Annotated in this window: 15 protein-coding genes and 1 pseudogene; 14 read left to right on the forward strand and 2 right to left on the reverse strand. The window is 39.3% G+C overall.

Translation table 11 applies throughout. The features are described from left to right. Positions 1-118 precede the first annotated feature (118 nt). From ACWIUD_RS02855 to ACWIUD_RS02920, 14 genes and pseudogenes are all read left to right on the forward strand, one after another. Complete coding sequence (locus ACWIUD_RS02855; RefSeq protein WP_454146518.1) at positions 119-667, forward strand: hypothetical protein; 549 nt, start codon at positions 119-121, stop codon at positions 665-667. A 43-nt stretch (positions 668-710) separates the two neighbouring features. Next, positions 711-836, forward strand: a complete 126-nt coding sequence (locus ACWIUD_RS02860) for a hypothetical protein (RefSeq protein WP_454146520.1) — start codon at positions 711-713, stop codon at positions 834-836. A 65-nt stretch (positions 837-901) separates the two neighbouring features. Beyond that, a complete protein-coding gene (locus ACWIUD_RS02865) occupies positions 902-2,569 on the forward strand; it encodes a phosphoethanolamine transferase domain-containing protein (RefSeq protein WP_454146522.1) in 1,668 nt (555 codons plus the stop codon). Next, positions 2,541-3,305, forward strand: coding sequence for a sulfatase-like hydrolase/transferase (locus tag ACWIUD_RS02870; protein WP_454146524.1), 765 nt, complete (start codon positions 2,541-2,543; stop codon positions 3,303-3,305). Before ACWIUD_RS02865 ends, ACWIUD_RS02870 begins: the two co-directional genes overlap by 29 nt. 65 nt (positions 3,306-3,370) lie before the next feature. Beyond that, entirely contained in the window at positions 3,371-3,727 is a 357-nt protein-coding gene (locus ACWIUD_RS02875) for a nucleotidyltransferase family protein (RefSeq protein ID WP_454146526.1), read from the forward strand. Beyond that, complete coding sequence (locus ACWIUD_RS02880) at positions 3,720-4,286, forward strand: HepT-like ribonuclease domain-containing protein (protein ID WP_454146528.1); 567 nt, start codon at positions 3,720-3,722, stop codon at positions 4,284-4,286. Before ACWIUD_RS02875 ends, ACWIUD_RS02880 begins: the two co-directional genes overlap by 8 nt. An 85-nt stretch (positions 4,287-4,371) precedes the next feature. Beyond that, positions 4,372-4,716, forward strand: a pseudogene (locus ACWIUD_RS02885) (DEAD/DEAH box helicase family protein); the annotation flags it as partial. An 85-nt stretch (positions 4,717-4,801) separates the two neighbouring features. Next, positions 4,802-5,797 (forward strand): DNA cytosine methyltransferase, encoded by a 996-nt coding sequence (locus tag ACWIUD_RS02890; protein WP_454146530.1) that lies wholly within the window; start codon positions 4,802-4,804, stop codon positions 5,795-5,797. Beyond that, positions 5,757-6,797: a DNA adenine methylase gene (locus ACWIUD_RS02895; RefSeq protein WP_454146532.1), complete on the forward strand. Its 1,041-nt coding sequence runs from the start codon at positions 5,757-5,759 to the stop codon at positions 6,795-6,797. Before ACWIUD_RS02890 ends, ACWIUD_RS02895 begins: the two co-directional genes overlap by 41 nt. A 5-nt stretch (positions 6,798-6,802) precedes the next feature. Further along, complete coding sequence (locus ACWIUD_RS02900) at positions 6,803-7,864, forward strand: HNH endonuclease (protein WP_454146534.1); 1,062 nt, start codon at positions 6,803-6,805, stop codon at positions 7,862-7,864. 8 nt (positions 7,865-7,872) lie between these two features. After that, the gene (gene uvrB / locus ACWIUD_RS02905) at positions 7,873-9,846 is read left to right on the forward strand and encodes an excinuclease ABC subunit UvrB (RefSeq protein WP_454146536.1); all 1,974 of its coding nucleotides are present in this window, start codon (positions 7,873-7,875) and stop codon (positions 9,844-9,846) included. 76 nt (positions 9,847-9,922) lie between these two features. After that, positions 9,923-10,084 carry a hypothetical protein gene (locus ACWIUD_RS02910; RefSeq protein ID WP_454146538.1) on the forward strand — a complete coding sequence of 54 codons (162 nt, stop codon included), beginning with the start codon at positions 9,923-9,925 and terminating at the stop codon, positions 10,082-10,084. A gap of 213 nt (positions 10,085-10,297) precedes the next feature. After that, the gene (locus ACWIUD_RS02915) at positions 10,298-10,594 is read left to right on the forward strand and encodes a GIY-YIG nuclease family protein (RefSeq protein ID WP_454146540.1); all 297 of its coding nucleotides are present in this window, start codon (positions 10,298-10,300) and stop codon (positions 10,592-10,594) included. Further along, positions 10,581-10,721: a hypothetical protein gene (locus tag ACWIUD_RS02920; protein WP_454146542.1), complete on the forward strand. Its 141-nt coding sequence runs from the start codon at positions 10,581-10,583 to the stop codon at positions 10,719-10,721. The genes ACWIUD_RS02915 and ACWIUD_RS02920 overlap by 14 nt, the downstream gene beginning before the upstream one ends. A 64-nt stretch (positions 10,722-10,785) precedes the next feature. Here ACWIUD_RS02920 and ACWIUD_RS02925 read toward each other — a convergent pair whose 3' ends face one another. Both ACWIUD_RS02925 and ACWIUD_RS02930 read right to left on the reverse strand, forming a co-directional pair. Next, on the reverse strand, positions 10,786-11,616 hold the full coding sequence (locus ACWIUD_RS02925) for an outer membrane beta-barrel protein (protein WP_454146544.1): 831 nt from the start codon (positions 11,614-11,616) through the stop codon (positions 10,786-10,788). After that, positions 11,600-12,250 (reverse strand): hypothetical protein, encoded by a 651-nt coding sequence (locus ACWIUD_RS02930; protein WP_454146546.1) that lies wholly within the window; start codon positions 12,248-12,250, stop codon positions 11,600-11,602. The genes ACWIUD_RS02925 and ACWIUD_RS02930 overlap by 17 nt, the downstream gene beginning before the upstream one ends. Positions 12,251-12,539: the final 289 nt, after the last annotated feature.

Genomic DNA, 12,539 nt, shown 5'->3' on the forward strand with positions numbered 1-12,539 from the left:
CGCGCAATTTGTGTAAGATTCTGCGATTCGCAGAATCTTTGCTAATTAAAATAATTTCACAAATATTTCACACTTCGCCCTTAAAATTTCGCCCACATTTAAAATCAAAGGGGATAAAATGGGAATTTCTAAAAAAAGCTGGATGCAAATCCATCTGTATTTGAGTTTATTTTTCTTGCCGATGTGCCTAATTTATGTGCTTACAGGCATTGGATATATATTTGACTTTAAAGATTCAGCGGGTGCGAAAATCGTAGAGTTTGCTTTGCCAAATGCCCCGCAAAAGGGCGCAGAATCTAGCGCGATTATTGAGATTTTGCGTGAAAATAATCTAAAAATCCCGCGCGACACGGAGCTAAAAACGCAAAAAAACGCCCTTACGATGGGCGGACTGAAATACTCTGTCTCGCTTCAAAATAGCGGTGGCGAGTGGAAGGTGCGTGTTATGGAGCGAAGCGTGTATGGCGTTTTGGTGCTGATGCATAAGGCAAAGGGCGCGGTGTATTTTAACGCGCTGGCGGTGTGCTTCGCGCTGTCGTTGGCGATATTTTATCTATCTGGTATCATTATGACTTCATTTTGCAAAAATAAGCGAAAAAGTGCGGGGATTGCGGTGGGGAGCGGACTTATCATCACGATAATTGCGGTGATTTTAAGCGCAATTTAGGGGGGAGTAGATTCTGCGAATTTATGGCGAGATTCTGCGAAATTTGCGAATTTTGCTAGATTCTGCGAATCGCACAAAAATCGCAGAATCTCGCGTCAAAATAATCCAAAATTCGCAGAATCTGCCTTATTTTCACTCAATATTTTCGCAGAATTTCCCTACAAAATAACCCAAATTCGCAGAATCTACCGCACACTCCAAAAATCAATCAATATTTTTTGTATAATTCGCACTATGAATCAAAAAAATAATCAGCTAAATAATCAAATCCGTGATAATTTCGCCAAAATCCGTTTGTGGCATTTGGGCGTGGTGGTGGGCGTTTTTGCGCTATTACTTGGCGCATTAACGCTCTTTACCGATACGCAAACCTATCCGCAAATAAATAAGGACATTTTTATCGCAATAAACGCGCTTTGGCAACACGCGCCCACACTCGCGCACAATCTCACGCAGTTAGGCGATGCTGGTGTGCTTTTTGCGTTTTTGCTCTGCTTTGCGCTGATTGCGCCGAAGTTTTGGGAGGGGCTTATCGCTGGTTCTTTGCTATCCCTTGTGCTAACGCATTTTTTAAAGGCAATCTATGCTATGCCCCGCCCTGCACGGGCTTTTGGCGAAGATGCGTTTAATATCATTGGCGAAAAGCTAATGGGCGCAAATAGCTTCCCATCAGGGCATACCACTACGATTTCTACCACGCTTTGTGTGTTGCTTATCGCTTTTATGCCACGCACTGCAAAATGGCGTGTGCCTTTTATCGTGGGGATTGTGCTACTTGGTGCATTTGTGGGGCTTTCGCGCATTGGCGTTGGGGCGCATTATCCGATTGATGTGCTAGGCGGTGCGCTACTTGGGTGCGTGTGCGGGATTTTTGGTGCGCTTGTGGCTAGTAAAACGCGCATTTTTTCGTGGGTGGATTCGCGCTTTGGTTTGCTTATTTTTGCGCTATTTAGCGCGATTTGCGTGGTTTTGATACTTATCAACAAACACAATCTTTTTGTCCTATATCTCGCGCTAATTTCAGCACTATATTATCTTTTTGCGTTTTTGCGGACATATTTTTCGCGCTCTACAAATAGCGAATCTAGCGCCAAATCCACCAAAAATTCCCACAAATCTAACAAATCTAGCTCTAACGCAATCGCCTTTATTTTGATTTTATCCGCGCTTCAAGTGGTATTTTTTCATTTTCCGCTACTTGCATTAGTCCTTGCGAATCTTGCCCTAGATTCATTTGGTGCGGGTGTGCTTTTTGTCTCTCTTGTGCTATTTTTATTCGCGCTTACCGCATTTATGCCATTTTTGCTCTCTCTAATTTCGCTTAAAATCACCAAAATTTGGTTCGCGCTAACTTCACTTACAAATGCGCTGGCAGTGTATTTTGTGGCAACTTATGGCGTGTTTTTAGATAAAACGATGATGGGCAATCTTTTCAATACACGATATTCCGAATCAAGCGAATTTTTGTCCCTCAAAATGGTGCTGTGGATAGTCGCGCTAGGCATTGTCCCAGCGTATTTTGTGCTTTTCCAAAAAATCGCAACACCCACGCGCAAGGCACTTGCCAAATGTAGCGCACTCACATTTGCCACGCTTATAATCCTTGCGGGGATAAATTTTCACAATCTGCTGTGGTTTGACAAGCACTCAAAACAGCTTGGCGCACTATCTATGCCATATTCGTATATCATCAATTCAATGCGATATTTGCAAGGCGAGTGGGCGAAAAACAAGCGCGAGATTCCACTGCCAGATGCCAAAATCACAGATGACAAAAAAGCCGTAGTGGTGCTAGTCATAGGCGAATCGGCTAGGGCGCAAAATTTCTCACTCTATGGTTATGAGCGCAATACAAATCCGCTTCTAGCGCAAATTGGGGGGGGGGCATTTAAGAAAATTTAGCGCAAAATCAAGCACCACTTACACAAGCGGTTCTGTGAAAAATATGCTCTCACACAAGGCGAGCTCTGATTTGTATGAAATCTTGCCAAATTATCTTGCGCGAAATGGCATTAGCGTGGCGTGGCGGAGCGCAAATTGGGGTGAGCCACCGCTTCACATTCAAAATGTTATGGGCTACACCGAGCTATCGCAAAAATACGCGAAGTTTGATGACGGCTATGAATCCGCGCTTGTGGCGAATCTAAGCGATGAGATTAAGGCGGCACAATCGCCAAAAATGCTTATTGTCATTCACACAAGCACAAGCCACGGACCGACTTATTACAAAAAATATCCGCCAGAGTTTGCGCGATTTGCGCCTGTATGCAAAAGTGTCGAGGGCTGTGCGCAGGGCGAAATCATAAACGCCTATGACAATACGATTTTATACACGGATTTTTTGCTCCACTCAATCATCGAGCAACTGCGCAAACTTAGCGATTATGATAGCACGATGATTTTTGTAAGCGACCACGGGGAGAGTTTGGGCGAAAATGGCGTGTATATGCACGGCGTCCCGATGGCTTTCGCGCCAAAAGAGCAGTATGAAATCCCCTTTATCGTGTGGAGTTCGCGCCCTAATGCAATCAAAGATTTGGCAAAGGCAACGCACTTTCATATTTTTCATAGTGTTTTGGGATTTTTGGGCGTGGAGAGCGAAATTTTTGATGAAAAGATGAATATATTTAAGAAGTAAATATTGCTAGATTCTGCGATTTTTGCGTGATTCGCAGAATCTACAATCACAAATTTTACGATATAATGCAAAATATTTTTATGTGGAGGCAATCTATGAATCCAAAGTCCATAAAAGAGCCTATTTTGCTTTATCTAAAAGAGCTAAAACCTAGTTTGCAAAAAGAGGGCATTACCGAGCTAGGACTTTTTGGCTCATTTGCCAAAGATGAAGCTACGATATATAGCGATATAGATGTATTTATACGCACCACAAAGGCGTTTTGGGATAAATATGAGGGCGGTTGGGAAGCTGCTAGTTTTTTAGATGATTTTCGCGTGAAAATCGCCAAACATTTTAAAAAAGAAGTAGATTTATGCGACTTATCAGGGCTAAAAGAGGAAAAAATGGCGGATTTTTTAGAAGGGGCGATTTATGTCTAGGGCTATAAAGTGCCTAAATGAAGGCATTAAACGCATAGATATAATACAATCAATATGCGATAATAATGGCGGTGTAGTATCTGCGCTACAAGATGAAGCCACAGCGCAACCAGCCATTATGATGCACATCACAATCATTTATCAGCAATTTGAAAAGCTAAAAAAACAAAATCGAATGGATATTTTGAATCGTGTGCCTAAAAATATGATTAGCCAAATTAAAAAAAGTAGAAATATAACTGCGCACGATTATGATAGTGTGAATTATGCGATGATTGAAAAAACTATCCGCACCGATTTGCCAAAGCTAAAATCAATATTTTGCGATATTTTGCACGAGATTGAAGCGCAAACTCCACAAGAGCGATTAAGCGCAGAGATTGCAGATTATGAATCAAAGAAAAATATTTTATACGCAGAATCCAAGCTAAAAAAAGAAAAGACGATTTTAAAACTCTACGATGAGCTAAAAGGCGCAGGGATAGAAATTGATAGCAAAGATTTGCAAGTCATAAAATCACTTCAAAAAGGGCGTAATACGAATGCCAAAAAGTCCTAAATCCACCAAAACGCCACGCAATTCATTAGATTCAAACCCCACAGATTCGCCCAAAAAATCCACAAAAACACAAAGCGATTCGCAGATTTTCACCCTTGAATCGCAATATTCCCCCGCAGGCGACCAGCCACAAGCCATTAGCAAAATCACGCGTAGTTTTTCACAAGGGGCGCGATATGCCACGCTACTAGGCGTTACGGGCAGTGGCAAGACATTCACTATGGCAAATATCATCGCTAGCTTAAATATGCCAACGCTCATAATGACGCATAACAAAACCCTTGCAGCCCAGCTTTATAGCGAGTTTAAGGGCTTTTTCCCGCGAAATAAAGTGGAGTATTTCATAAGCCACTTTGACTACTATCAGCCCGAAGCTTACATTCCGCGCCGCGACCTTTTCATAGAAAAGGATTCGAGCATAAATGACGATACTGCAAAATTTTTTAAGCGAATTGTGAGTATTTTTTGCTAGAATCACATTCTTATAACAAAAAATACTTTTGGTGGCTTAAGTAATGAAAAAATATAAAGTGCTTGATTTGTTCTCTGGTGCTGGTGGATTTTCTCTTGGATTTTTGCAAGAAAACCATTTTGACATTCTCTTATCCATTGACAATAATCCAAAACTTTCTCAAAGTTATATTAAAAACTTTTTACATATTAAACATTTGCAAAAAGATATAAGTAAATTTAATGAGGCAGACATACAACAAATGCAGAATGAATATAGATTTGAGGTTATTATTGGAGGACCACCTTGTCAAGGATTTTCTTTGGCTGGTAAAGTGGGTAGGCGAGAAATAAATGATGATAGGAATGACTTATTTCTGTCATATTTAAAATTTGTCAAAATCATACAACCTAAAATTTTTATTATGGAAAATGTTGCTACACTAAAAAGGCACAATCGTGGAAAAACACTAAAAACAATAATAGAAAAATTTGAAAAATTAGGTTATATGGTTAGCTGTGATATTTTAAATGCTAGTGATTATGGTGTTGCCCAAAATAGACAAAGGATTTTTATAGTAGGCACAAAACAAAAAGGTTTTACTTTTCCCAAAAAACAGGCACAAAAAACAAATATTAAAGATTGTATAGAAGATTTGCCAAGACTTAATAGTGGCGAAACTTCACAAATACCAAATCATAGTGCTATGGTTCATTCTATGCAAATGTTAGAAAAAATGAGTTTTGTTAAAGATGGATGTGGTAGAGAGTGTATCCCTAGTGAAATAAGACCCAAAAGCGGAGATGTTAGAAAATATATACGCTACAATAGCAAAGAGCCATCAATCACAATCACTGGCGATATGAGAAAAGTTTTTCACTATAATCAAAATAGAGCTTTGACAGCTAGAGAATTAGCAAGGATTCAAAGTTTCCCAGATAATTTTATATTTTATGGAAATTCTATCGATATTCAACAACAAATCGGCAATGCTGTTCCGCCAAAACTAGCGAAACTTATTGCCATTCAAACAAGGAAATACCTTGAACAAATATCCTAAAGTTAATTACATAGGCAATAAAGCCAAAGTTGCTGAATGGATTATTGAGAAATTACCAATAAAACAAGGTGTAGTTTTAGACTTGTTTTGTGGTGGTTGTTCAATGTCGTATGCACTAAAAAATAGTGGTTTTTGTGTATATAGCAATGATATTTTATATTCAAACTTTGCTTTGTCAAAAGCACTAATAGAAAATCAGGGCGATATATTAGAAATTGGATTTTTGGATTTAAAGTCTTTTTTTAGCAATAGAGATTTTAAAAAGTTAGAGTGGTTGGTAAATTACCTTTATTTTGATTATGAAGTCAAAGAACTTGTTAGTCTTATAAATTACTCAAAAACACTCACAGAATACAAAAAATATATTTTTTTATCACTACTTAGGCGTTCTATGATAAGAAAGATTCCATACTCTAGAATGACTATTAAATGGGAGGAAATTCTAAAATTTAGAGACGAGGAACTAAGCTATCAAAAATATAAAAGGCGCAGGGCTTATCACAATCAACCATTTTTAACACATATTTTAAAAGAATTAAATGATTACAATTCAGCTATTTTTAATAACAAACTAGAAAATAAGGCTTTTCAAAAAGATTGCGTAGAATTGCTTGATTTTTTTCAATCACAAAATCAAAAAATAGATTTAGTATATATAGACCCACCATATCCATCTACTATGAATAATTATGTGGGTTTTTATGGTGGATTTGATAAAATGCTTGGTAAAGAATGTAAAAATTTTGTAGATTTCACACATAAGGATTCATTCTTAGATTCATTAGAAAAAATAGTGTCTAAATCTAAAGCCATCAGCAAATATTTAGCTATTAGTTTAAACAATAAATGTAATCCAAGTGTCGAAAAAATTCAATATATATTAAATAAATATTGCAATAAAATTGATATTTTTGAGACTACACACACCTACAAGGTAACAAGCAAGAAAAACAAAAATATACACAACGAAATTTTAATAATATGTGAATTGGGAGAATAAATACAATGCAAATATATGAAAAATATTGGGAAATTACCTTAGAATATAGCGATTTTAATAGTGAATTGTTTAATAAATGTCTGCAGATTATTGTAGATTTTATAGACAATAATGATACTTCTGCATATAGTAAGGGACTATATAGCGAATTGCAAAAACAAGTTTATAACTTTAATCCAAAAAATGATTTTGCTTCTGTTCGTAAATCTATCAATCAATTTTTGAAACTAGGTTTTATAAATAATGGTCTTACAAGTTATCACCCAAAAACAAAGGATTTTTTAAAAGCTACTCATAAAGAAACAAAAAGGTGTATTTACTCTGAGATAATGTATGATAATGCTAGCTTTAGTCGTTCGGTAACCAACCCAAGTGATAAAAAAGAAATCAATTTTTTAATCAAAACGCTAGAAAACTGCAAAACACTTACCCAAGATAACTTAATGGCTATAATGACTTGTGATGTAAGCAAATCTCAATTTATCAGTAAAATGGATCTAGACAAACTTACACAAGAAATTTTATGCAAGAAATTTGACAAGCGTAAATATAATCAACGAAACTATTTATGGAATATTTGCAAAGAAGTTTTAGTTGGAATCTATATAGATTCCAATGGTTCTCTCACGCTTGAAAAGCCAAGTTTTGATGAGCAACAACGAATAGGGGGAGCAAGAGACCCTTATAAACAAACGCTTTATAAATATGATCTATATAATGAAAGTATGCTGGTTAGTGGTAAAATTTGTTGTTTTGTGGAAAACCTTAAATATCCTAGCCTTATTGCTTCACATATTAAGCCGTTTATAGAATGTAGCGAAAACGAACAATTTGATGTAAATAACGGGCTTTTGTTGTCTAAAAATATGGATTATTTGTTTGACAAAGGGTGGATAAGTTTTAAAGACGATGGAAGCATAGAGTGTTGCTCAAATTTAGAACAGCCATTACGAGATTATCTATTGCAAAAACGGCTTGATAAAAAATATCTCAACGAAAAGCGTTTAGAATATTTGAAATATCATAGAGAAAATGTATTTAATAATGACTTGACTTATAAAATTTAGGACTATAAATGCCAAAGCAAATCTTCACCCTTGAATCGCAATACTCCCCCGCAGGCGACCAGCCACAAGCCATTAGCAAAATCACGCGTAGTTTTTCACAAGGGGCGCGATATGCCACGCTACTAGGCGTTACGGGCAGTGGCAAGACATTCACTATGGCAAATATCATCGCTAGCTTAAATATGCCAACGCTCATAATGACGCATAACAAAACCCTTGCAGCCCAGCTTTATAGCGAGTTTAAGGGCTTTTTCCCGCGCAATAAAGTGGAGTATTTCATAAGCCATTTTGACTACTACCAGCCCGAAGCCTACATTCCGCGCAGGGACTTGTTTATCGAAAAAGATTCGAGCATAAATGACGATTTGGAGCGACTGCGCCTAAGTGCGACTACTTCGCTTTTAGCGTATGATGATGTCATAGTCGTGGCGAGTGTGAGTGCGAACTACGGGCTAGGCAACCCCGCCGAATACCTCACAATGATAGAAAAAATAGAGGTAGGCGAGTCGCGCAACCAAAAAGAGTTTCTCATCAAACTTGTCGATATGGGCTACACGCGCAATGACACGGCGTTTGAGCGCGGGGAGTTTCGCGTGAGCGGGGAGGTGGTGGATATTTTCCCTGCGTATAATGAGAGCGAGTTTATCCGCATAGAGTTTTTTGGCGATGAGGTGGAGCAAATCGCGGTGTATGAGGCATTAGAGCGACAAAAGCTAAAAGTGCTAGATTCATTTGTGCTGTATGCGGCAAATCAATTTATAGTCGGGGCAAATCGCCTAAGCGAAGCGATACACAATATCGAAGTGGAGCTAGATTCTAGACTTTCAGAATTTAAAGCGCAAAATAAAGAGGTGGAATATCAGCGGTTAAAGGGGCGCACGGAGTTTGATTTGGAGATGATTCGTGAATCAGGCATTTGCAAAGGCATCGAAAACTACGCACGGCATCTCACAGGCAAGAAAGCAGGGGAGACGCCATATTGTTTGTTAGATTATTTCGAGCAAAAAAACAAGCCCTATCTTGTCATAGTCGATGAGTCCCACGCGAGCCTGCCACAATTTGGCGGAATGTTCGCAGGCGATAGAAGTCGCAAAGAAGTGCTTGTGGAGTATGGATTTCGCCTGCCTAGTGCGCTAGATAATCGCCCGCTAAATTTCGATGAGTTTATCAACAAAGCACCGCATTATCTTTTCGTATCTGCCACCCCTGCGGATTTGGAGCTTAATTTAAGCAAGGGGCAGATTGCCGAACAAATCGTCCGCCCCACAGGACTGCTTGACCCAAAAGTCGAGGTAAAGGATAGCGCAAATCAAGTGGCGATTTTATACGATGAGATAAAGGCGGTTTTGGCGCGTGGAGAACGAGCGATTGTGGGGACGCTGACTAAAAAAATGGCAGAGGATTTATGCAAATATTACAACGAATTAGGGCTAAAAACGCAGTATTTGCATAGCGACATTGACGCGATTGAGCGCAATCATTTGATTCGCGGACTGCGTTTGGGTGAATTTGATGTGCTAATCGGCGTAAATCTACTGCGCGAGGGCTTGGATTTGCCCGAAGTGAGTTTGGTAGCGATTTTGGACGCCGATAAAGAGGGCTTTTTGCGAAGTGAGACAAGTCTAATCCAAACGATGGGACGCGCTGCGCGAAATATTCACGGCAAAGTTATATTTTTCGCACAAAAAATCACAAAGTCAATGCAAACTGCAATCGATACCAGCGAATACCGCAGGGCAAAGCAAGAGGCACACAACAAAGCGCACAACATTATCCCAAAAACCACTGCGCGAAAATTAGAAGACGAGCTAAATATCGAAGTTTCACACAAACCGCGCCTAAAAATAGGCAAAATCCCAAAAGCAGAGCGCGACAAAATCATAAAAGAGATGACAAAAAAAATGTTCGAGGCAAGTAAAAAACTAGAATTTGAAGAAGCCGCACGAATCCGCGATGAAATCGCAAAGATACGCAAAGGGTAGATTTTGCGAGTTTGTCCCCCCTCCCTTGCGGAGGGGGTTAGGGGGTGGGTAAAGTTATTTTTAGATTCTGTGAATCGTGCGTGAATCGCAGAATCTAGCGCGAAAAAATCTGTCATTGCGAGATTCGGCAACGCCGAATCGAAGCAATCCACGAAACAAACACGAATCGCCATCACGCCGTCATTGCGAGGGAGCGAAGCGACCGAAGCAATCCAAAACTAGCGACTTTAAAAGATAAACCGAATCAATGACCCGAAAATGAATCAATAAACCACATTTTTTAGAATCCAAACCATAGATTCGCATAAAGTAAGCAATTCACAATCGATTCAAAAATCCCCTTTATAGATTGCTTCGTTGCGTTCGTTTCGCTTTGCTACACTCACGCGCCTCGCAATGACAAATCAATAAATTTTACGCTACAATCCCGCGCAAAAATCAAAGGCACAAAATGCGAAAACAAAAGCAAGGTTTTGTTTATATAGTTTTCAGCAAACCAAATGGGACGCTGTATGTTGGCGTAACGAGCGATTTAATCAAGCGCATTTACGAGCACAAAAACAAACTTGCGGACGGATTCACGCGCAAATACGGCATTGATAAACTTGGCTATTACGAAGTGTGCGATAGCATAGAGAGCGCGATTGCGCGTGAGAAACAGCTCAAAGGTGGCAGTAGAGCGGATAAAATTAAACTAATTATGCAAAATAATCCGCAATGGTTTGATTTATACGATGATTTGGTTTGATTTATTTGGATTGCTTCGTCAGTTTTCGCATTCGCTCAAACTTCCTCGCAATGACAATATTTCCCACCCGTCATTGCGAGTCCTTGCCAAAGGCAAGGACGAAGCAATCCACAAATCACGCGCCTAGCAATGACAAAAATCACAGAATCTAAATTAGTTTCTACGATTCGCAATCTCGCGCAATTCGCACTCTAAAATGTATAAATATATCTTACAATCCCATACATCGTATTTTTGCCCTTAAAACGCCACACTCCAAAGCGTGGTTGTAGCACAAACTCAAATGCGTTGTGGTCGTAGATTATAAGACGCGCACCGACATTTAAATCCACCGTCCAATCAATATCGCCAAGACCCTGTCCGCAAACTTCTTCATTTGAACTCCAATAATAAGTCTCTTTGTGGCATTGATGGTTAAGTCCAAAGCCAAAGCCAGAGCGCACACCAGCAAGCACGCCGACTTTAAACGCTTCTGTTTGGTAGATATTAAAGAGTGTATCGATAGTCAATCCTAAAAAATGTGCAGTTAAATCAGAATCCTTTGTCCTGCGGTAGTTATAGTCAAAATAAAGGCGCATTCCAAAGATTCCGCTTTCGCCAAAAAATGTTTTATGCCCCAAAATCACTTCTGCGCCATAATCAAATCGCTTTTGTGAAATATTGTATGGTTCAAAAAACTTAGCTTCATCTGCACTTCCAATAGGTCCGCCCATAAGAAATCCCACACCTATCATCCATCCGCTTTCCTCTTTTGTGGATTGTGCGATTTGGGTAGATTCTGCGCCTTTGTTCGCATCATCTTTTGCTGAATCTGCGCTTTTTTTCGCGTCATCTTTTGCCGAATCTTTCACAGAATCTTTTTTGGATTCTTTTTTAGATTCTGCGGATTTATCGCTTTTTTTGTCAATGTGCTTTGGCGCAGAATCTTTTGCAGAATCTACCACAGATTCTGCGTTCTCTACACCAAAAAGCACCAAAGGCAGAGCGAAAATTATGCTTAAAATTTTAGAATTTATACGCATATCCCGCCCCTATCCATCCGCCGATACCGTTATATCGAATGCTTAAATACGCTTGATGCTTGATATCATAGTAGTAATGAAGCCCCGTGCTAAACTCATAGGCAAATGCAGCCGCAGTGTAGCTTGGGCTAGAAGCACCAGAAGCGCCAATGCCGTTTTTATAGCTCACGCTTGTTGTAACGATATTTGCCCCAAGTCCGATAGGCGCGATATTCCACCCAAGCGTGTGTTTTCCAATGCTTAGAAAATCCCAAATAAACTGCGGTGCTACGCGAATAGCAACGGTGTGAATATCATAAGAATAACTGCTAAATGGATAATCATACGAACTATACGAATATCCCACACGCCCCATTAGTCGCACACCTAAATGAAAATGTGGCTTATCATAAAAATACCACTGATACCCGCCAATCGCCGCTATGCTCCACCCCGGCGCAAACTCAAAGTCCGCCCCGACAAATGCGCCCTCTTTTGACTTCGCGCTTATAGTCCAATCCTGCGCATTTAGCGCGTTTGTGCCAAATATGCAAAATGCAAATACAATCGCTAAAAGTGCCTTTTGAAGTGTGTGTGAGAATTTGAAAGAGTTATGAGAGATTTTGAGCGGTTTAGCTAAATCCCCCCCCCCCATTTGAAACACTAACGCCACTAAAATAAAAAGTTACCATAATCAATCCTTTCAAAAATAAAATTATTGCAAAAATGCCAAATGTCAAAATTGCAAGGCGAAATTTTAGCAAAAAATATGCGAAATTTGAAAAATTTTTGAAAAAATATAAGATTTAAGTGCAGAATCTCTCAAAAATCAAAGTAAAATCTACGATTTAGATTGCCACGAGAGTTCGCATTCGCTCATTCTCTCGCAATGACGAAGTTTTGGGGCAGATTCTGCGATTTAAAGATTCTGCGATTTTAGATAA

It is taken from the genome of Helicobacter sp. 23-1044 (genome assembly GCF_053654695.1).